Raw genomic sequence first — 20,198 nt, 5'->3', positions numbered from 1 at the left:
CCCCCCCCCCCCCCCCCCCCCCCCCCGGCGCCACCCCCCCCCCCCCCCCCCCCCGCCGGCCCGTCCCCCCCCCCCGCCCGACCCGGGGGCCCCCCCCCCCCCAACCCCCCCCACCCCGGGGCGCCCCCCCCCGTCAGGGGGTGAGGAAGGCAAGGGCGGCGGCGCGGAAGGCGGGGGAGTCGAGGGCGCCGCGGTGGTCGCCGGGGACGGTGAGGTACCGGGCGTGGGGGAGGCGCGAGGTGAGGTCGTCCAGGCCGGCGGTCATGCCGTCGTCGGCGCCGGCGACCACGAGCGTCGGCACGGCGGGCAGGAATGCGCCCGGCGCCTCCGGCGTGAACGGCTCGGCGCCGAGGCCGCGCATGAGGGCGAGCAGGGACGCGGTGTCCCGGCCGGGTGCGGACACCATCCCGGCCATCATCGCGGTCAGCGGGTCGGCGGCGGCCTCGCCGGCGGCGGCCCGTTCGACGGCCGCCACGTCCACCGCGGCGAACGGCTCGAACGGGCTCAGCCCGCCGAGCACGAGGCGGCGGACGCGGCCGATCGCCGCGAGCTCCCACGCCAGGCGCGCGCCCAGCGAGTAGCCGACGACGTCCACCTGCCCGCCCGCGGCGATCCCGTCGACGGCGTCCGCGATCGCCGCGACGACCGCGGACGTGCGCGCCGCGTCGCCGTCGACGGCCGCAGAACCGCCGTGGCCTGGCAGGTCGATCAGGTGGACGTCGCGGCCGGCCGCGGCGAACGCGCCCGGCCATCCCGTGGCGCCGAAGTCCTCCTCGGCACTGGCGGCGAAGCCGTGCAGCAGGACGACCGGCGGCAGTTCCGAGGCGCCGCCCGCGGCGCGCGTGGAGTGGGTCGCAAGGGTGGTGGTGGGCATCGCGGTCCGTTCGCTCGGTGGGTCCCGCCGAGACGGGCGGCTCTGCGCTCGACCGCCCCGGCGGGTTTTTCTATGATAGTAGAAAATAAACGCCGGAATGGATAGAGTCGTCCCCATTCGTGCCGGACACCGACAGAAAGAGCTGTGAAGTGACCACAACCCGTACCCCCGCCAGCCCGGAGGCCATCGTCGACATCGCGATCGGCTTCATGGGGGCGAAGCAGCTGTTCGCCGCGAGCCGCGTCGGACTGTTCGCCGCCCTCGCAGACGGCCCGCTCGACGCCGCGGGCATCGCCTCGGCGACCGGCGTCCCGGAGCGCCAGGCGCGCATCCTCGCGGACAGCATGGCCGCCCAGGGACTGCTGACCCGTACCGACGGCCGCTACGCGCTGACCGCGGACGCCGCCGCCTACCTCACCGGCGACCGCGCCGAGCTCGACCTCGCTCCGTTCCTCGCCTTCCTCGGCGCCACCAGCTACCCGCAGTGGCTCGGCTACGACAGCACCGTCGACACCGACCGTCCCGGAACGCTCGAGCTGGACGAGGCGGGCTGGGGCGACTTCCTGGCCGGCGTCATGCGCTACAACGAGCTGCACGCCGCCATGCTCGCCCGCTCGTTCGACTTCACGCCGTACCGGGACGCGCTCGACCTCGGCGGCCTCAGCCCCGCGTTCGCGATCGAGGGCCTGAAGTCGAACCCGGAGCTGCGCGTGCGGTTCGTGTTCGACCCGCAGTCGGTGGAGCCGGTGCGCCAGGCCGTCGCCGAGGCCGGGTTCGCCGGCCGCACCAGCGTGGAGGGTGCGGAGACCGCGACCGCCGAGCCGGGAGGCGCGCACGACCTCGTGCTCGTCAACCACGTCATCCACCGCTTCGACGACGAGCAGAACCGCGCGATCTTCCGCAACGCGCGTGCCGCGGCGGCCGACGGCGCGACGCTTCTCGTGCTCGATTTCTTCCTCGACGACGACCCGCAGCAGCGCAAGATCGACGCGCTGCACGCCGGCGAGTACTACAACATCGACGGCACGGTGGTGTACCCCGAGTCCGTCGTGCGGGAGTGGCTGGCCGAGGCCGGCTGGCGCGCGGAGGGGACCGTCGCCCTGCCGGGCAGCCCGCGCATCCTGGTGGCCTGCGCGGTCTGACGCGCCCCCGCACCCGGAGGCGCCGTCCGGCCGGGCGGCGCGCTAGCGTGAGGGGATGGTCTCCGCCACCGTCGCCGCCGGCGTGCGCCGTGTCCGCGTCCCGATGCCGGGAGGCGGCCTGCCGTTCAGCAACGCGTACCTGATCGAGGACGCGGAGGGCGCGGTGCACGTCGTGGACCCGGGCTCGCCGACGCGCGCCGCGCGGGACGACCTCCGCGCCGCCCTGCGCGGCGCCCGCGTCGCGTCCATCGTCCTCACCCACCTGCACGCCGACCACGCGGGCGGCGCCGCCGCGCTGCGCGCTGCCACCCGGGCGCCAGTGCTCGTGCACGAGCGCGAGGCGGAGGCGCTGCGGACGCTCGCCGCCGGCCTCCCCGCGCCGGACCTGGACGCGTGGGGCGTGCCGGCCGAGCGCAGGCCAGAGCTGCTCGCGGCGGCGGTCGTCCCGGCCGGTCCCGATCCCGTCGTCCCGGACGCCACCGTCGCCGACGGGGAGCACCTGCCGGTTCCGGGTCGTCGGCTGCGGGCCGTGTGGACGCCGGGGCACACGCCGGGCCACCTGTGCCTGCTGGACGAGGAGGCGGGCGTCCTGTTCACGGGCGACCACGTGCTCCCGACGGTGAATCCGGGCCTCGGCCTCGGCGGACCGACCGCGACGAACCCGATCGACGACTACCTCGCCGCCCTCGACCGGGTCGCCGCCCTGGACGATGGCGCGCTGCGCCCACTGCCCGGCCACGAGGACCCGTTCACCGGCGTGCGCGAGCGCTGCGCGGTGCTCGCCGCCCACCACCGCCGCCGCGCGGACGAGGTCGCCGCGCAGGCAGGCGGCACCGTCTGGGACACGGCCGCCACCCTCACCTGGACCGGCGGCTGGGACGCCCTCTCCGGCTCCACCCTGCTCTCCGCCCTGCGCCAGACCGCCCAGCACCGCGCCCGCTGAGCCCCGCGAAGGGATGGGCGGGGATCAGGGGGTGGTGAGGCGGGTGAAGAACGCGTCGAGGTGGGCGCGGAGCAGGTCGGGGGTGGAGAGGTCCGGCGCGAGCAGCGACATGATGTTCGCGCCGGCGTTCATGAGCACGATCTCGTCCACCAGCTGCTCGTCCGGGGTGTCGGTGACGATCTCGCCCGCCTCGCGCGCCTGCGCGATGTAGGTGGCGAGGCCCGAGCGCCACGAGAGCAGGTGCTCGCGGTAGGAGTCGTGCAGGTCCTCGTTCGAGAGCGCGCGCTCCCAGAAGCTCATCAGCACGCGGCCCGCGGTGATCGACTCGGGCGTCAGCGGCGCGGACGCGTAGACGATGGCGCGCAGCGCCTCCAGCCCCCGCTTGCCGTCGACGGACTGGTCGACGCCAGAGCTCATCATGCCGAGGGCGCGCTCGTAGGTGCCCTGGATGATCTCGTCCTTGCCCGGGAAGTAGTGCTTGAGTGCGCCGTTGGCGAAGCCCGCCTCCGCGGCGATCTCGCGCATCGTCGCGGCCTCCAGGCCGCCCTTCACGATCAGGCCCCACGTCACGTCGATGATGTCCGAGCGCCGCTGGTCGTGGTCGATCACCTTGGGCATGGTCCTCCCCTCGACACCCGGCCGTCCCGGGAGTCTCCACAAGTGTAGGGGAAAGACCGGCGGCACCCGCCGAACGCCGTCACCCGCGGGAGTACACCGGCCGGCCCGCGAAGAACGTCCGCTCGGCCCGCAGCGTCACCAGCTCCGTGACCCGGATCTCGAAGGGGTTCCGGTCGAGCACCACGAAGTCCGCCGACTTGCCGGGCTCGAGCGATCCGGTCACCGCCCCGAGCCCCATCGCGGTCGCGCCGTTGATCGTGAAGACCTCGATCGCCTCCGGAAGGGTGATCGACTGCTCCGGCCCGAGCACGCCGGGACGCTGCCCGCTCGGGTCGGCGCGGGTGACCAGGCCCTGGATTCCGTCCCAGGCGTTCGGCGTCTCGCTCACCGGCCAGTCCGACCCGCCGGCGACGAGCGCGCCGGAGTCGATCAGCGACCGGTTCGGCTGCAGCCCCGCCACCTCCTCGGCGGGACGGACCGTGCTGAGCGCGTCGGCGATCACGCCGGGGAACCACAGGAACGGCGAGATGTCCGCCACCACCCCGAGCCGCGCGAACCGCGGCAGGTCGTCCTTCGCGATGAACTGGCCGTGCGCCACCTGGTAGATCGGCTCGGTGTGGCCGTCCGCGCGCACCGCCTCGACCGCATCCAGCACCATGCGAACGGCGGCGTCGCCCGAGCAGTGGATCTTGGCCGAGATGCCCTGCGCGGCGGTCCGCCGCAGCCAGCCGAGCAGCTCGTCGGCCGGCATCGTCGTCTCGCCGTGGAAGTGGTCGCCGTAACCCTCGGCAGGCAGGTACGGCTCCAGGAACGCGCCGGAGTGCGCCGGGGGAGTGCCGTCGAGGAAGATCTTGATGAAGTCCGGCCGGTGGTGCTCGCCCGTCAGCTCGTCGCGGTGCGCGATGAGGGCGTCGCCCAGCTCCGCGTATCCGAAGATCTGGTCGTTGACCGTCATCGAGGAGACCACCCACGCGTCCAGCTCGCCGCGGTCGTCGAGCGCCTTGAGCGCGCGCATCTGGTCGAGCGAGATCGCCGCGTCCTGGAACGCGGTGATGCCGTAGGAGTGCACGATCTCGATGGCGCGCAGCGACGCCTGCTGCTGCTGCTCCGCGGTGAGCGCGACCGCGGGACCGGCGACCTCCTCCACGAGCAGGCCCGCCGCCTCCAGCAGCACGCCGCTCGGCTCGCCGGTCTGCGGGTCGCGCACGATGATCCCGCGGTCGGGGTCGGGAGTGGCGGCGTCGATGCCCGCGAGTTCGAGCGCGCGGCTCGACGCCCAGCGGTTGTGGTGGCTGTCGTCGGTCAGCAGCACGGGACGCCCGCCCGCGGCCGCGTCCAGCGCGCGGCGCGCCGACGCGTGGCTCAGCTCGTCCAGGAGGCCGGTTCCCCAGCTGCTGCCGATGATCCACTCGTCGGCGCCGCGGCCGGCGGCGAACGCGCGGACCGCTTCCAGCACCTCGTCGAGTGAGGCGGTGTTCGGGAAGGTCAGCTCGAACAGCTCGGCGCGGCCGGCGTGCGCATGGTGGTTGTGCACGTCCACGAGTCCCGGCATGACGAACGCGTCGCCGAGGTCGATGGTCTCGGTGTCGGGGCCGCGGAAGGCGGCGAGCCCGTCCGCGGTGCCGACGGCGAGGATCCGGCCGTCCTGCACCGCCATCGCCTCCGCCCACGGCCGGGTGCGGTCGACGGTGTAGATCCGCCCGGTGACGATGAGGTCGGCGGCGCCGCCCACGCTCACGCCTCCGCCGGGTCGTACGCGGCCGGGTGCACGGTGTTGGAGAGCAGCCGGCCGTAGGCGCCGAAGGTGAAGTGCGTCGGCACCTCGCCGCTCTCGTCCAGCCCGAACAGCACGCCGTGCGAGCGGATGCTGCGCTGGTCGCGGTGGTCGGCGATGGTGACCGACGCGCACGGGATGACCTTCTCGCGCCACGCGAAGACGTAGATGCCGGGACGCACCTGCCATACCGAGTTCTCGTCGGTGTCCGCCAGGCCCTTCTCGGGGCCGGCGAGGCACTGCCAGGTGTACCAGTTCGGGCTCAGGTAGACGTGCTCGTACGCGTGCTGCGACGAGTACACCCACATCACCCGGCGGCCGATCAGCGAGATGGTCGGCGCGGGCTCGGCGCCGGCCGGCCCGACGCCCTCGATCAGCCCGGGGACGAACAGCTGCCTGACCGCGGTGGTGCCGGGGAGGTCGCCGCCGATCGCCTGGATGACCGACAACGCGCGGCCGTTGGTCAGGTCGAGGACGAGCGAGACCGCCTCGTCCGGCTTGTGCTCGTGGTGGAACTGGGCGAAGTAGAGCCCGTCGTCGACGAGGAAGGCCTCGTAGGCGTCCGAGCCGGAGCTCGCCTCGATCGGGTCGCCGTCGCCGGGCAGGTAGTCCCACTCCACGCGGTCGGCGCCGAAGCGGTGCACGATGCGGGTCCCTCGGCCGTCGACGACGGTCACGGTGCGGCCGTCCAGGTCGCCGGTCGCCGGCGCCTTGTTGGCGTCGAAGCCGGGCGCGAGCCCGTCCAGCGGGAGCCAGGTGGAGGTGTCGGAGAGCGTGATGGACATGGGACTCCTTCGTCGGTGTCGGTTGCGGGTGGTCTCGCGGGTCGGCTCAGTGGCCGCAGGTGCAGCCGTCCCCTCCGCCGCAGCAGGAGGAGGACGTCGCCGCGCCGTCCGGCAGGTCGAGCGCCGGGTTGCGGTCGAGGAAGCCGTAGGGCTTGAACAGGAAGCCGGAGTAGTCGACGGGCATGATCGGCCAGTCCTCCGGGCGCGGGATGTGCGTGGGGCCGAACACGTGCCAGAGCACGATGTCCTCGTCCACCAGCGAGCGGTCGGCCGCCGTCCAGGCCGGCAGCCCGCCGCCGCCGGCGTGCGCGTTCGGGTAGTCGCCGGCGGGGAACCGCTCCGCCGGGTCGTACTGCGTCGCCCACAGGTGCTTGGTGGCGAACGTCGCCCGGCCGAACACGGTCGACTCCGGTTGCGCCATCAGCGTCGCCCCTGGCTGCGGGATGAGGTGGAACGCCGTCGGCCTGCCGACCGCGTTCCTGCGCGAGGAGCTGGTGATCTCCCACACCCGCGAGGTGGCGGGGTTCGCCAGGCGCCCCGACTCGGATTCGCGGGTGATCGGCGTCGTCGTCCAGGTGAACGCGTTGCCGTACGGGTTCTCCGGCCCCATCGGGATGCCGGTCACGTCCACCTCGGCCAGCGAGTTGCGGTCGCCGTCGATCGCCACGTCCAGGCGCGCGCAGAACAGGTGCTGGTGCACGGGCGCGAACAAACCGGGCGCGATCTCGGTGGCGTGCGGGTCGGTGCTGCCGGGGACGCCGGCGCCCGCGAACACGATGCCGGTGGCCTTCGCCTCCACCTGGATCGTGCCGTCCAGGTAGAAGTACCAGAAGAAGCCGTAGTCGTAGTTGCCGATGGTGGAGAAGTAGGAGACCACGAGCCGGCGCGAGCGGCGCACCTCGGCCTTCCCGAGCAGGTCGGTGTGCTTCCAGAGGATGCCGTAGTCCTCCTCGTGCATGCACACCACCTGCGGGATGGTGACCGGGTTGCCGTGGTCGTCGGCGACGACGCCGTCGAAGTAGTGGATGACGCCGAGGCAGTCGCAGCCGAGCGCGAGCGGGTTGGCGTTCTTGCCGAGCAGGTACTCGCCGGCGTCGAAGTAGCTGATCCAGAACCGGGTCGGGGTGATGTCGCCGTACGGCACCACCATCTCCGGGACGGACGCGCGGGAGAGCACGGGGCGCACCTCGTCGCCGTCGCGGAAGCCGACCTCGTGCAGCACCAGGCCCTCGCGGGCGTTGAAGCCGACCCGGAACGACCAGTTCTCCCACTCGACGGCCTGGCCGTCGACGTGGAAGCTGGGACCCTCCGGCTGGCTGATCTCGATCGGCTTGAGGCTGGTGCGGGCGGGCCCGACGGTGGCCGCGTCGTAGTTGCCGTCCAGCTCCGGGACGGGGACGTCGCCCTCGTCCTCGACGCGGATGACCTCGCCGCGCGTGAGGTCGATGTGCACGATGAGGCCCTCGACCGGGTGCGACCACGGCGAGTCCTCCGGGGTGTTGCGCAGGAAGGTGAGGCTGCGGATGGCGCGGCGGCCGACCTCGTCCGCGCGGTTGAAGAAGCCGGGGGCGAGCGGCGCGCAGAACGCGAGCTCCATCCGGTCGGCCAGGCCGCGCCTGGTCATGGCGGCCTGCCACTCGGGCGACGCCTTCGCGATCTGCTCGGCGCGCTCGTACTCCTCCAGCAGGTACTGCGGCTGCCCGTACGGCGTCTCCGCCGTCCCGAGCGGGCGGTAGTCCACGACCTCGTCCGTCGTCACCGAGACGATCGCCTCCGCGGACTCGCCGGTGGCGGTGTCCAGGATCACGAACAGGATGCGGCGCTCGATCGCGTCGCCGGGCCGGAAGGCGGCGACCGCCTCCTTCGACGGCTCGACGGGGAGCACGTTCGGGAACCGGGTGGAGGCGCCGATCAGGCCGGCGGCGTCGAGCACGGCACGCCCGGCGGCGATCTCGTCCGCGGTGAGGGAGTCGAGGGGATGCGTGACGGCGGTCGGCGCGCTGACGGTGCTGCTGCTGTGGGAGTGCATGGTGATCCTTGATTCTCGATTTCGTTCAGTATCCCCGTGGGCGCCAGGGACGGGTTGACCGGCCGCGCGAGGTCCTTGACCGGCAGCGCGCGTCTGGCCCTGGCGGGTTCCGCGGGCGCGCGGGTGCGGGGTCGAATGCTGGGGGAGCGTTACCGGAAGCACCGATGGAGGACGCATGGATCTCGCACTCGACGGCCGGGCCGTTCTCGTGACCGGGGCGGCGTCAGGCATCGGCGCGGCCTGCGCACGGGCGTTCGCGGCGGAGGGGGCGCGGGTCGCCGGGCTCGACCGCGTGGCGGCGCCGGGGGTCACGCATCCCGCCGACCTCACGGACGAGGATCAGGTGCGCGCCGCCATCGACGCTGCGGCGGCGGCTCTCGGCGGCCTGGACGTGGTCGTCGCCTGCGCCGGCGTGTCCGGTCCGTTCGGCCGCGGGATCGAGGACATCTCGCTCGCCGAGTGGAACGCGGTGCTCGCCGTCAACGCGACCGGGGCGTTCCTCACGGTGAAGCACGCCCTGCGGCACCTGCGCTCCTCGGACGCTCCGGCCGTCGTTCTCCTCGCCTCCGACTCGAGCTTCGTCGCGGCGCCCGGGATGGTGCCGTACAACGCGTCAAAGGGCGCCGTGCTCCAGCTGACCCGTGCGCTCTCCGTCGACCTGGCGGAGGACGGCGTGCGCGTGAACTGCGTGTGCCCCTCCATCGTGGACACCCCGATGGCGCGTGCCGATCTCGGCGTCGCCGACGGCGGCTTCGCGGAGGCGCCGTTCCCCGTCCAGACGGCGGACGACGTCGCCCGGAACGTCCTCTACCTCGCCTCGCCCGTCTCCCGCGCCGTCAACGGCCACGCACTCGTCTCCGACTTCGGCTACCTCGCCCGGTCGTCGTTCCCGGCGTGAAAGGACAGACCATGCAGAACACCGTCGCCGTCATCTCCGGGGGTGGGACCGGCATCGGAGCCGCGACCGCCCGGCGCTTCGCGGCGGAGGGCGCCGACGTCGTCGTCCTCGGCCGGCGGATCGAGCCGCTGGCGGCCGTCGCGGCGGACACTGGCGGCCTCGCGCTCGCGTGCGACACCAGCGACCGCGAGCAGACGGAGGCGGCGTTCGTGCGCATCCTGGACCGGTTCGGCCGAGTGGATGCGCTGGTCGCCAATGCGGGAGGGCATGGCCTCGGCACCGTCGCCGGCACCTCCGACGAGGCCTGGGACCTCTCGTTCCGCACCAACGTCTCCACCGCCTTCGTGCTCGCTCGCGCCGCCCTGCCCGCGCTGACGGAGTCGCACGGCAGCATCGTCGTCGTGTCCTCGCTGGCCGGCCTGTTCGCGGGCCCGGGCGTCGCGGGGTACACCGTCGGCAAGCACGCGCTGCTCGGGCTGACGCGGAGCCTCGCCCGCGACTACGGCCGCTCCGGCGTCCGCGTGAACGCGGTGTGCCCGGGCTGGGTGCGGACGCCGATGGCGGACGAGGAGATGGACGACTTCGCCAGGGAGGCCGGGCTCGCCTCCCGCGAGGAGGGCTACGCGATCGTCTCGCGCGACGTCCCGCTCGGCCGCGCTGCCCAGCCGGAGGAGATCGCGTCCGTGATCCGCTTCCTCGCCTCCCCGGATGCCTCCTACGTGACCGGGGCGACACTTGTCGTCGACGGCGGAGCGCACATCGTCGACCTCCCCACCACCGCCCTCGCCTGACGAGGCCGCCGAGCACAGGAAAAACGCTCCGATCCAGCCGGATTCGGAGCGTTTTTCCTGTGCCCGGCGGCTGGGGAGGAGCCGGGCGGGCCGGGTCAGGAGCCGAGGTACGCGGCGTGCAGGATGTCGGGCGAGGCCGCGAGGTCGGCCGCTGCGCCCTCGTAGGTCACCCGGCCGGAGGAGACCACGAGCGCGTCCGTCGCCACCGACAGGGCCAGGTGCGTGAACTGCTCGACCAGCAGCACGCCGACGCCCGACTCCGCGAACTGCTGGATCATCGGCAGCAGCCGCATGAACACCACCGGAGCGAGCCCGAGCGACATCTCGTCGATCAGCAGGAAGCGCGGGCGCGACGCGAACGCGCGCGCGAGCACCACCATCTGCTGCTCGCCGCCGGAGAGCAGGCCCGCGGCGCTGCTGCGCCGCTTCTCGAGCTCCGGGAAGCGCGCGAGCGCCGCCTCCACCCCCTCCGCGCTGCCCGCGGTGAGCCGGATGTTCTCGGCGACGGTCAGCGACGGGAACACCGCCCTGCCCTGCTCGATGTGCACGATGCCGCGCCGGGCGCGCTGCACGCGCGAGAGCGTGGCGAGCGAGGCGCCGTCCACGGTGATCGTGCCGCCGCTCGGGGCGATGATCCCGGAGACGGACTCCAGCAGGCTGGTCTTGCCGGCGCCGTTCGGCCCGACCAGCGCGGTGATCCGCCCGGGCTGCACCGACAGGCTCACGTCGCTGATGACCGGGCCGGCCCCACGGCTGACCGTGACGGATTCGAGGACGAGCGCGTTCACAGCATCTCCGTTTCACCCATGTAGGCCTTCACGACGGCGGGATCGGCGAGCACCGTCTCCTGCGGGCCGGTCGCGAGCACCTGCCCGAAGTCGAGCACGGTGATCTCGCCGCAGACCGAGCGGACCAGGTCGAGGTCGTGCTCGATCAGCACGATCGACATCCCGAACCGCGCAGGCGCCTGCAGCAGCCGTGCGCCGAGCTCCACGTGCTCCTCGTGCGAGAGGCCGGCCGCCGGCTCGTCCAGGATCAGGACGCGCGGGCGCGAGAGCACGTTCGCCGCCACCTCCACGAGCCTGCGGGTGCCGACGTCGACGCTCTGCAGCCGGGTGCGGGCCGGCGGGCAACCGAAGAACGCGAGCGCCTCCTCCAGCTCGTCCGCGCCGATCCTGCGCCGGGCGACGAACCGCACGTACGCCTCCACCGTGAGCGTCGGAGGCACGCGGTCCTGCTGGAAGGTGCGCCGGAGGCCGAGCCGGGCGCGCTTCGTCGGCGACAGCCCGTCGAGCGGGCGGCCGTCCAGGCTGATCCGGCCGGTGTGCTGCGGGAGAAACCCGGTGACCGCGTCCGTGAACGTCGACTTGCCCGCGCCGTTCGGCCCGATCAGCCCGACGATGCTCCGCTCGCGCACGACCAGGCTGACGCCGTCGAGCGCTTTCACCTGGCCGAACGCGACGCCGAGGTCCTCGACCACGAGCACGGGAGCGCCGGGGGCCTGGGCCGCGGGCGATGCCGCGGGTGCCGCCTCCGGCGCCGCGTCGAGCGGCACGATCGGGCGCGGCGGCGTGAGCCGCGCCTGCCGCTTCCACCACGCGTTGCGGATGCTCTGGCCGAGGTTCGAGCCGCTGGCGAGTGCCTGAACGCCGAGCACGCCGAAGATCACGAAGCCCCAGTCCTGAGGGATCCCCCAGCGCTTCAGCAGCTCGGGAACGGCCACCCAGAGGATGCCGCCGAACACCGCCATGTCAATCAGGTACGCGCCGGACATGATCGCCAGCACGTACAGTGCGAGCGACTGGATGGGTGTGAACGAGCTCGCGAACGGCAGCCCGACCTGACCGGCGATGAGGCCGCCGCTGATGCCGGCGAGGGTGGCGCTCACGGCGAACGCGGTCAGCTTCGCACCGCGCACGCTCGCGCCCACCGAGGCGGTGCCGCGCTCGGAGAACGCCACCGACTTCCAGCTCGACCCCCAGCGGCCGCCCTGCAGGAAGTACACGGCCACGCCGCACACCACCAGCACCAGGACGCTGAAGAAGAAGTAGGAGCGGTCGTCGCTGAACGCGTCCGGCCGCAGCACCGGGATCCCGTCCGTCGACCCGGGGAACTGGATCTGCACGAGCGTCACGTCGGCCGCCGCGGCGAAGCCGAGCGTCACGACCGCGAGGTTCACGCCGCGCAGCCGGAGCGCGGGCAGGCCGACGAGAATGCCGACGACGCCCGCGGCGATCCCGCCGAGGATCAGCCACAGGACGAAGCCGCCCGGTGCGTCGAGCACGTTCAGCAGCGACACGATCCACGCGCCGACGGCGGCGAAGGTCAGCTGGCAGAGCGCGATCATCCCGGCGCTGCCGGTCACGATGCCGAGCCCCAGGATGGCGATCGCGGCGACCACCGCGCTCACGGCGAGGAACACGAAGTACCCGGACAGGCCGACGCTCAGCAGGTAGCCGATGCCGAGGGCGACGGCGCCGACGACGAACGGCAGGGCGATCCTGAACGCGGGGGAGGAGCTAGCGCGCCGCATCCCACACCTCCTTGCGCTGCATCCACAGCAGGAATCCGACGATGAAGAGGAACGGCAGGAAGTTGCGGATGAACGACACCTGGTCGATCTGCGCCACCAGGCCGCTCAGCAGGCCGAGCACCAGGCCGCCGACGACCGCCAGGTCCAGCCGGCGGAACGCGCCGAGCAGGGCCGCTGCGGAGGCGGGGACGATGAGCATGGACAGGCTGGTCGCATCGTTGGACTGCGACGGCGCCACGATGATGATCACCAGCGCCGAGATCAATCCGGTCACCGCCCAGACGGCGACGCTGAGCGGCTTGGAGGGGATGCCGATCAGCTCGGCGGTCGTCGGTCGCTCGGAGAGCGCCCGCAGCTTCGTGCCGACGGAGGTGCGGGCGAGGACCAGCTTGCAGGCCACGGCGACGACGATCGCGAGCGTCACCGTCGCGACGGTCACCTGCGCGATCACGACACCGCCGACGGTGAAGGCCGGACCGGCGATGATCGGGCTGAACGGCTGCGGCTTGTTGCCGAACAGGATGAACGACAGCGAGATCAGCAGCAGCAGCGGGCCGACCGTGACGGCCGACCGGGTGGTCGTGTCGGCCTCCGCGAGCCAGGTCGCGATGATCAACCCGATCAGCGCGCTCAGCGCGCCGCCGAGCAGCACGCCGGCGATCGAGCCGAGCCAGATCGGCCAGCCGGCGTGGCTGACCAGCCACACGGCGACGAAGCCGCCGAACATGCCGGTGGCCGCCTGCGCGAAGTTGACGACGCGCACCAGCCGGCTCATCAGGGTGAGGCACACCGCGAGAACGGCGTACAGACCGCCGGCGGCGAGGCCGGCGAGAGCGCCCTGCAGCATGGGGCTGCTCCTTTCAGGGGGTCGGGAGTTCGTGGCGAGGTGAGGATGCGCGGCAGGCGGCAGCAGCTTCCGCCGGCCGCGCATCCCGTCTCGCGGTGGGGCTACTTCGTGGGGATGGTGATCCAGTCGTCCCCGTTGAGCTCCCACTTGTTCGTGCCGCTCATGAGCTTGATCGGCCAGCCGGCGGTGTTGCCGTCGTGCTTCTTCGCCGTCCCGAACTCGTAGGGCGTTCCGACCATCGGGTTCGTGATCGGCTTCATCTCGTGCAGCGCCTTCGTGACGGACTCACGGGTGATGTCGCCCGTGATGCCCTCCACGACCTGGATGAAGTACTTCGCGGCCAGGTAGCCGCCCTGCGAGAACGAGGTCAGCGGGATGTCGTTCTTGGTCATCAGGTCGCGCCAGTCCTTGTTGATGTCGCTGGCCGCGTCGGTGAACGGGTAGAACTCGGCAGGCACGTAGATGCCGGCGCCGGAGTCGCTGACCGCCTTGGCGAAGTTGTCGGAGTAGACGCTGGTCAGGTAGAGCCAGGTGACGTCCTTCCAGCCCTGCGCGTTCGCGGCCTTGACCTGCGCGATCGCGTCCGGCTCCACCGGGTTGATCGCGAGCGCCTTGCAGCCGGCGTCCTTGGCCTTCACGATGTACGGCGTGTAGTCGCTGGCGCCGTACGGGACGGTGTCGTCGACGTAGAGCGGCTTCTTGCCGGTGATCTCGGTCCAGGTGTCGATGGCCTTCTGGTAGGCCGGGCGGGTGCTCCCCGCGATCTCTAGGAGCACGCAGATGTTGTCGAGCTTGGCGACCTCCGAGCCCCAGTACAGGGTCAGCGTCATGTCGTTGAACGGGCCGACATTCGCGGGGGAGATGTTGGCGCTGTCGAAGCAGCCGGTGTCGACGCCGACGCCCGGCATCGAGAGGATCTTCTGCTGCTCGTAGTACTTGGCGTTGATCTCGCACTCGATCAGGCTCGCGGAGCCGACCATCGCGACGGCCTCGTCGCTGCCGACCAGTTCGCGGGCGTTCGCGGAGGCGGTCGCCGGGTCGCCCTTGTCGTCGAGGGCCTTGTAGTCGATCTTGTGGCCGTTGATGCCGCCCTTGGCGTTCTGGTCGGCGAAGACGGCGGCGGCCGCGAGGGACGCCTCCGGGAACGTCGCCGCGCCGCTCTTGGTGTTGACGGAGCCGACGACGATGGGCGACTTCCCGTCGCCACCGCCCCCGCCGGAACAGCCGCTCAGCACGAGTGCTGCGGATGCCGCGAGCGCCGCGGCGGCGTAGAACACGTGTTTCCTCATGCGCTTCCCTGCCTCTCGGGTACCGCCACGACCACTGCGTCGTGGAATCGGTGATCCGACGCTAGGTCCGCGACCGTCGCCGGATGTTGACTGTCGCCGCACCCTTGTTGTCCCCCCGCGCTCAGCCCCCTCGCACCCCCGCCCCACCCCACCGAGTACGCAGAGAATCTGCGTACTCGGCCGTTTCGGGGGTACTTTCTGCGTACTCGAGGGGTGGGCTGGGGATCAGGCGAGTGCGTCGGCGACGCGGGCAGTGTCGGTGAACTGCTCGAAGGCGACGACGCGGCCGTCGCGCAGCCGCCAGACGTGCGCGACGCGGGCCTCGAAGAAGCGCCCCGACGCCTTGTGCGTGCCGCTGTAGGTTCCGAGGCCGACGATGGTGTCCCCGCCGTCGACCAGCTCGGTGATCGCGGCCGTGTAGCCGTCCCAGTCCGCGGCGATCCGCTCGAAGACGCCGCGGCGCACCTCGTCCGGGCCGATGTACGTCCCCCCGTACGGGAAGCCGGCCATCTCCGTCCAGCGCGCGTCCGGCGCGAGCGGCGCCAGCATCCCCTCGAGGTCGCCGCGGTCGCTCGCGGCGTAGTGCGCCCGGATGATCTCATAGTTGCTCGGCATCCTCGCCGCTCCTCTCAGACGGGCTGGGCGTCGGGGTAGGCCACCGCGCCCAGCGGGTAGATGTGGCCGCCGGCGCGCGAGTGCTCGGACTCGCCGGCGCCGTTCAGACCGAGGAAGATGCCGGTCGTGCGCAGCGCATAGCCGAGGTCGTGCAGCCAGACGCTCGCGACGGCGATCCGGAACTCGCGGAAGCAGAACAGGTACAGCCCGTCCTGGAACTTCCACACCGTGGAGAGGTCCATGTCGCCGTGGCCGCGCTGCACGCCCTCCAGGCACTGCCAGGCGTAGCGCTGGCTGGAGACGTAGACGTGCTCGTAGAGGTGCTGCGGGCTGTAGCGGTACACGTTGCGCTTGCCGATCAGGTCGCGGGAGGGCGCGGGCGCCTCGCCGGTCGGCTCGCCGCCGTCGGTCACCGCGGCGTGGAACTCCTGCTTCACGCGCGGCTCGCCCTCGACCTCCTCCTCGGCGATGCGCGAGACGGCGACGAGCGCGCGGTGGCTGGTGGTCGAGTACACGATGGTGGTCGCCTCGCGCTCGCGGCTGGTCAGCGGCAGGTTCACGAAGATCACGTCCTCGCGGACCGCGACGGCGTCGTACGGGTCGCGCACGCCGTCCACCTCCACCTCGTTCGCGTCGAAGGCGAGCCGCAGGATGGAGCCGTCGTCCAGCGTGAGCGTCAGCCGGGTGCCGTCGAGGTCGGTGTTCGGCAGCCGGTAGGTGTCGATCCCTGCGGCGAACTCGTCGTAGGTGCGCCATTCGTCGACGGCGGGGTCGGTCGTCGTCCGGTCGGTGCTGGTGTCGGTCATCTCGGTCCTTTCGTTCGGTGCGTTCGGTGCTTCGGCTCAGCGCAGCGAGTAGCCGCCGTCGATGAGCAGGTCGGTCCCGTGGCAGTAGCCGGCCTCGTCGGAGAGCAGGTACAGCGTCCCCGCCGCGACCTCCTCGATCGAGGCGAAGCGGCCGGGCACGGTCTGCGGCAGCCACTGTGGGTGCAGCGACGCGTCGGCCTCCAGGAACGGCGTGGCGACGTAGCCGGGCGAGACGGTGTTCACCCGGACGCCGCGCCCGCCCCACTCGACGGCGAGCGTGCGCACCAGCGCGGTCACCCCGGCCTTGGCGGTGTTGTAGGCGACGGTGCGCTGCGGCACGTTGACGACGCGGTTGCCGGACATCGAGGCGACCGCGACCATGCTGCCGGAGCCCGCGGCCAGCATCGCCGGGGCGAACGCCTGCAGCGTCAGGAAGACGCCGCGCAGGTTCACTGCGATCACCGCGTCGAAGTCGGACACCGCCAGCTCTTCGGCGGGGACGTCGGCGCCTCGGATGCCCGCGTTGGCGACGACGTGGTGGATGCGGCCGCCGCTGAGGGCGAGCAGCTCGGCGGCGGCCCTGGCGACGGACGCCGCGTCGGCGACATCGCACGGGATGTGCTCGCCGACGCCGCCCGGTTCCAGGTCGAGCCCGAAGACGAGGGCGCCCTCGGCGGCGAGCCGCGAGGCGATGCCGCGGCCGATGCCGCTGGTGGTGCCCGTCACGGCGGCGACCCTGCCTTCGAACCGGCCGGCCGCGTGGCCGCCGGACGCCCGGCCGCCCGCCGCCCCGCTCATGCCGCCGCCCACGGGTCGACGACCGCCTTCAGCACATCGTCCGCGCGGCTCTCGATGAGCGCGTAGGCGTCGGCGACGCCGTCCAGGCCCACGGTGTGCGTGACCAGCTCCGCGAAGGGATGCTCGCCGCGCTCCAGCAGCCGGATCGCCGGCCCGAAGCCGCCGGCGGAGAGGAAGGAGGGCAGCAGGTCGATCTCGCGGGTCAGCAGCTCCTCGTCGGCGAGGAACGACACCGGAGCGCCCGCCCCGCACGCGCCGGCGAGCACGACGCGTCCGCCGCGCCGCACCAGGCGGACCGCCTGCTGCTGGGCCGCCGTCGCGCCGGCGATCTCGACCACCACGTCCGCGAGCCGGCCGCCGAGCGCCTCCCGGACCGCGGCCTCCGGATCGTCGCCGCGTGCGTCGACGGTCGCGTCCGCTCCGAAGCGCTCGGCGAGCCGCAGCCGGCTCTGCCTGGTGCCGACCACCACCACCCGACCGGCTCCGGCCGAGCGCGCGGCCGCGGCGGCCAGGATCCCGACCGGGCCCGGCCCGATCACCACGACGCTCTCGCCCGGCTCCAGCCGCGCGCGGGCGAGCGCCCGGCAGGCGACGGCGAGCGGTTCGACGAGCACGGCGCGCTCCCACGGCAGGTCAGTGGGCAGGCGGTGCACGATCGCCTCGTGCGGTACCCAGAGGTGCTGCGCGTAGCCGCCCCACAGTCCCGGCTCGACGGTGCGCGGGATATTCACGCCGAGCTGCCGCCCGCGCGGGAGCCCGGTCGCCATGTCGTCGGCCTCGCACAGGTTGTACCGGCCTTCGCGGCAGCGCGCGCAGCCCCCGCACGGCAGCAGCATCTCGACGGCGACGCGATCGCCGACGGCCAGCCCGCGCCGTCGCGCCGCGCCCGCACCGATCGCCGCGACCTCGCCGACGAACTCGTGCCCTGGCACGAGCGGGAACGGGTCGCCGATGTGCCCGGCCAGCAGGTGCAGGTCGGTCGCGCAGATCCCGACGAGCGCGACGCGCAGCACCAGGTCGTCGTCGCCGGGGGCGGGCAGCGGGATGCTCGCCGTCTCGATCGCGCCCCGCTCCGGGAAGACGACCTGCCGGGAGGTCGACGGGAGGCTGCCGCTCTGTGCTGCGCTCGTGGCCGTCTGGAAGCCCATCGCGTCTCCGTTCCGCCCGGGCAGCGGTGCGCGGGCGCCTCCATCCTTGGCCGCGCCGCGGCGGCGCTCAACGACGGAGCCGGAACGCTACGCGCACCGACAAGCGCCCTTCCCTCCCGCGCAAGCCCGCAACGCGACGGCGGGGGCGCGGCGTCAGCGGCCGGCGGAGCGCAGCTCGGAGGGGGACTCGGCGTAGGCGGCCTTGAACACGCGGCTGAAGTGCGCCGCATCCACGAAGCCCCAGCGCGCGGCGATCGCGGCGACGGGCCGGTCGCCGTAGAGCGGGTTGAGCAGGTCGCGGCGGCAGCGCTCCAGGCGGCGGGAGCGGATCCACGACGACACGGTGGTGCCCTGCTCGCGGAACAGCCCGTGCAGGTGCCGCGTGGAGATGAAGTGCGCTGCGGCGATCTGGCCGGGCCCGAGGTCCGTCGAGGCGAGGTTCGCGTCGATGTACGCCCGGATGCGCTGCATGAGCTGGTGGTGCGGGTCGACCGGCCCGCGGGTCACGTCGAGCTCGTTGGCGAACATCGTGGTCACCAGGTCGAGCGCGCTGTGCGCGAGCCGGGCCCCGGTGGGACCGGAGAGCTGGTCGAGGTTGCCGACGAGCTGCGCCAGGAACGGCACGATGATCCCGCCGACGCCCTGCCGGCCGTTCATCCGCACGGCGGTCAGCTGCGAGACCACGTCCGGCGGCAGGTCGATCAGGTGCTTCGGGAACATCACGACCATCGTCCGGAAGTCGTCGTCGAAGACCAGCGAGTACGGCCGGTGCGTGTCGTAGACGGCGAGGTCGCCCGGCTGCAGCAGCGCCTCCCTGTTGTCCTGGATGAGGATGCCGGTGCCGGAGAGCATCAGGCTCAGCTTGAAGTAGTGCCGGTCGGCGCGCGCGATCAGCTCGGGCGTCCGCTCCACCACGTGCTCCGACGCGCTCACCTCGGAGACGTGCACCTCGTCGGCGGAGGCCGACCGGATGCGGCCCCAGAACGGGTCGGGACGCTCGCTCGTGACGTGCAGGGGCACGAAGGACTCCGAGACCGCGGTGCGGAACTCGCTGAAGGTGCGGGCGATGCTGGTGGTGACGCGGTCGTGACCGCGGGTCTGCTGGGGGATGCTGAGCACGGGTTTCACCTCACTCGGGACCGGGGACGACGTTGTATACGATCCGTGATACAGATCGTATCATCCCGCCCCGGCCCGCCGGCAGTAGACCGGACGGGGGACTTCCCCTGCCGTGTGCACCCGCCGACAAGGGCCGTGCCCGGGACGCCAACCGGTCGCGCGCCCGCACCCGTAGCGTCGGGTGATGACCATCGCACCGCAGCACGCCGCCGCACCGTCGCGGCCGGTCGCCGCGCCGCGGGCCGCCCCACCCCTCCTGCTTCCGCTGCTCTCCCTCGCCGCCACTGCCGACATGCTGCTCCCCGGCGGGACGCGGTTGCCGGCGCCGCTCTGGGCGCTGCTGCTGTTCGGCGTCGCCGCGGCCGCCGCCGCCCGCGGACGTGCCGGCGGCACCGCTCGCCGGGCGGTCGAGCCGGCGGGCATGGCGCTGATGATGGTCCTGCACGTCCTGCACGGCGCCCCGCCCGCGGCGGCCGGCGCCGCGCCCGTCCACGCCCACGCGGCCGGCGGCTGGCTGGAGCCCGCCCTCGCCGCCGCCGTCGCCGCGCTCGCGCTGGCCTGCGTGCTGTGCGCCGCATCCGACGCGCGCGTGTTCGGGCTCCGTCGCGGGCTGCTCCCGCTCGTCTCGGCCGCCGCGATGGGGGTCATGGCCGCGTGGATGCTGCTGGGCGCCGCCGCGTGAGCCGACGGGACAGGCCACCGGCCTTGACCGTGGACGCAGGCCGCTAGCCCCGTCGCGCGCGATCGCCCCGGCGACCGCCGCGGCCGCCGCGACCCCGGGTTATCGTCGCACCGGGCCCCCGCGTCGCCGGGCCGCAGGCCCGCACCCCCGACAGAAGGAGCACGCCGATGAGCGCACCCGCGCACGACCTCCCCGCCGCCCGCGACCTGCTGGGAGCCGTCCCCACCGGCCTCTACATAGGCGGATCCTGGCAGCCGGGATCGACCGGCCGTACCTTCCCTGTCACCGACCCCGCGACCGGCGGCACGCTCGTGGAGATCGCGGATGCGTCGCCGGAGGATGGTGTGCGTGCTCTGGATGCGGCGATGGCGGTGCAGGAGGAGTGGGCGGCGACGGCGCCGCGGGTGCGGGGGGAGATTCTGCGGAGGGCGTTCGATCTGCTGCAGGAGCGGCGGGACGAGTTCGCGTTGCTGATGACGTTGGAGATGGGCAAGCCGCTGGCGGAGG

The 20,198-nt window shown here is 73.0% G+C and carries 20 protein-coding genes; 6 read left to right on the top strand and 14 right to left on the bottom strand.

Annotated elements, in window-relative coordinates; genetic code table 11:
* Positions 1–133 precede the first annotated feature (133 nt).
* Positions 134–874, bottom strand: a complete 741-nt coding sequence (locus tag ACTHMF_RS03200) for an alpha/beta fold hydrolase (protein ID WP_440316268.1) — start codon at positions 872–874, stop codon at positions 134–136.
* 149 nt (positions 875–1,023) lie between these two features.
* On the opposite strand from ACTHMF_RS03200, the gene ACTHMF_RS03195 reads away from it, so the two are divergent.
* Together ACTHMF_RS03195 and ACTHMF_RS03190 are read left to right on the top strand one after the other, a co-directional pair.
* Entirely contained in the window at positions 1,024–2,016 is a 993-nt protein-coding gene (locus ACTHMF_RS03195; RefSeq protein ID WP_440316267.1) for a methyltransferase family protein, read from the top strand.
* Positions 2,017–2,071: 55 nt separating this feature from the next.
* Entirely contained in the window at positions 2,072–2,959 is an 888-nt protein-coding gene (locus ACTHMF_RS03190; RefSeq protein ID WP_440316266.1) for an MBL fold metallo-hydrolase, read from the top strand.
* 24 nt (positions 2,960–2,983) lie between these two features.
* Here ACTHMF_RS03190 and ACTHMF_RS03185 read toward each other — a convergent pair whose 3' ends face one another.
* From ACTHMF_RS03185 to ACTHMF_RS03170, 4 genes are all read right to left on the bottom strand, one after another.
* Positions 2,984–3,577, bottom strand: a complete 594-nt coding sequence (locus ACTHMF_RS03185) for a TetR/AcrR family transcriptional regulator (RefSeq protein WP_314148927.1) — start codon at positions 3,575–3,577, stop codon at positions 2,984–2,986.
* Between the two features lie 79 nt (positions 3,578–3,656).
* Complete coding sequence (locus ACTHMF_RS03180; protein ID WP_440316265.1) at positions 3,657–5,309, bottom strand: amidohydrolase; 1,653 nt, start codon at positions 5,307–5,309, stop codon at positions 3,657–3,659.
* A 2-nt stretch (positions 5,310–5,311) separates the two neighbouring features.
* Complete coding sequence (locus ACTHMF_RS03175; RefSeq protein ID WP_440316264.1) at positions 5,312–6,136, bottom strand: molybdenum cofactor biosynthesis F family protein; 825 nt, start codon at positions 6,134–6,136, stop codon at positions 5,312–5,314.
* A 46-nt stretch (positions 6,137–6,182) separates the two neighbouring features.
* On the bottom strand, positions 6,183–8,165 hold the full coding sequence (locus ACTHMF_RS03170; RefSeq protein ID WP_440316263.1) for a primary-amine oxidase: 1,983 nt from the start codon (positions 8,163–8,165) through the stop codon (positions 6,183–6,185).
* 175 nt (positions 8,166–8,340) lie between these two features.
* Here ACTHMF_RS03170 and ACTHMF_RS03165 point away from each other — a divergent pair, with 175 nt between their 5' ends.
* Together ACTHMF_RS03165 and ACTHMF_RS03160 are read left to right on the top strand one after the other, a co-directional pair.
* Positions 8,341–9,063, top strand: coding sequence for an SDR family NAD(P)-dependent oxidoreductase (locus tag ACTHMF_RS03165; protein WP_440316262.1), 723 nt, complete (start codon positions 8,341–8,343; stop codon positions 9,061–9,063).
* An 11-nt stretch (positions 9,064–9,074) separates the two neighbouring features.
* Entirely contained in the window at positions 9,075–9,854 is a 780-nt protein-coding gene (locus ACTHMF_RS03160) for an SDR family NAD(P)-dependent oxidoreductase (protein ID WP_440316261.1), read from the top strand.
* Positions 9,855–9,949: 95 nt separating this feature from the next.
* Here ACTHMF_RS03160 and ACTHMF_RS03155 read toward each other — a convergent pair whose 3' ends face one another.
* The 9 genes from ACTHMF_RS03155 to ACTHMF_RS03115 form a co-directional block, all read right to left on the bottom strand.
* Complete coding sequence (locus ACTHMF_RS03155; RefSeq protein WP_314148933.1) at positions 9,950–10,642, bottom strand: ABC transporter ATP-binding protein; 693 nt, start codon at positions 10,640–10,642, stop codon at positions 9,950–9,952.
* Positions 10,639–12,387: a branched-chain amino acid ABC transporter ATP-binding protein/permease gene (locus ACTHMF_RS03150; RefSeq protein WP_440316260.1), complete on the bottom strand. Its 1,749-nt coding sequence runs from the start codon at positions 12,385–12,387 to the stop codon at positions 10,639–10,641. Before ACTHMF_RS03150 ends, ACTHMF_RS03155 begins: the two co-directional genes overlap by 4 nt.
* The gene (locus tag ACTHMF_RS03145; protein ID WP_314148935.1) at positions 12,374–13,234 is read right to left on the bottom strand and encodes a branched-chain amino acid ABC transporter permease; all 861 of its coding nucleotides are present in this window, start codon (positions 13,232–13,234) and stop codon (positions 12,374–12,376) included. The genes ACTHMF_RS03150 and ACTHMF_RS03145 overlap by 14 nt, the downstream gene beginning before the upstream one ends.
* Positions 13,235–13,335: 101 nt before the next feature.
* A complete protein-coding gene (locus ACTHMF_RS03140) occupies positions 13,336–14,523 on the bottom strand; it encodes an ABC transporter substrate-binding protein (protein ID WP_440316259.1) in 1,188 nt (395 codons plus the stop codon).
* Positions 14,524–14,748: 225 nt separating this feature from the next.
* Positions 14,749–15,138, bottom strand: coding sequence for a nuclear transport factor 2 family protein (locus ACTHMF_RS03135; protein ID WP_314148937.1), 390 nt, complete (start codon positions 15,136–15,138; stop codon positions 14,749–14,751).
* A 14-nt stretch (positions 15,139–15,152) separates the two neighbouring features.
* Positions 15,153–15,944 (bottom strand): MoaF C-terminal domain-containing protein, encoded by a 792-nt coding sequence (locus ACTHMF_RS03130; RefSeq protein WP_440316258.1) that lies wholly within the window; start codon positions 15,942–15,944, stop codon positions 15,153–15,155.
* A gap of 36 nt (positions 15,945–15,980) precedes the next feature.
* Entirely contained in the window at positions 15,981–16,742 is a 762-nt protein-coding gene (locus ACTHMF_RS03125) for an SDR family NAD(P)-dependent oxidoreductase (RefSeq protein WP_440316257.1), read from the bottom strand.
* Entirely contained in the window at positions 16,739–17,890 is a 1,152-nt protein-coding gene (locus ACTHMF_RS03120) for a zinc-dependent alcohol dehydrogenase (protein WP_440316256.1), read from the bottom strand. The genes ACTHMF_RS03125 and ACTHMF_RS03120 overlap by 4 nt, the downstream gene beginning before the upstream one ends.
* A 153-nt stretch (positions 17,891–18,043) precedes the next feature.
* Positions 18,044–19,009: a helix-turn-helix domain-containing protein gene (locus ACTHMF_RS03115; protein ID WP_440316255.1), complete on the bottom strand. Its 966-nt coding sequence runs from the start codon at positions 19,007–19,009 to the stop codon at positions 18,044–18,046.
* 184 nt (positions 19,010–19,193) lie between these two features.
* Between ACTHMF_RS03115 and ACTHMF_RS03110 the strand changes: the two genes are divergently transcribed.
* Positions 19,194–19,691, top strand: coding sequence for a hypothetical protein (locus tag ACTHMF_RS03110; protein ID WP_440316254.1), 498 nt, complete (start codon positions 19,194–19,196; stop codon positions 19,689–19,691).
* 167 nt (positions 19,692–19,858) lie between these two features.
* The coding region (locus tag ACTHMF_RS03105) for an aldehyde dehydrogenase family protein (protein ID WP_440316253.1) at positions 19,859–20,198 on the top strand (340 nt) is incomplete at its 3' end.

Origin of the sequence: Leifsonia sp. (genome assembly GCF_051955155.1) — a bacterium.
Taxonomy (GTDB): Bacteria; Actinomycetota; Actinomycetes; order Actinomycetales; family Microbacteriaceae; genus Leifsonia.
Note: the sequence above shows the minus strand (reverse complement) of the source record. Positions and strands in the feature narration are given on the sequence as shown.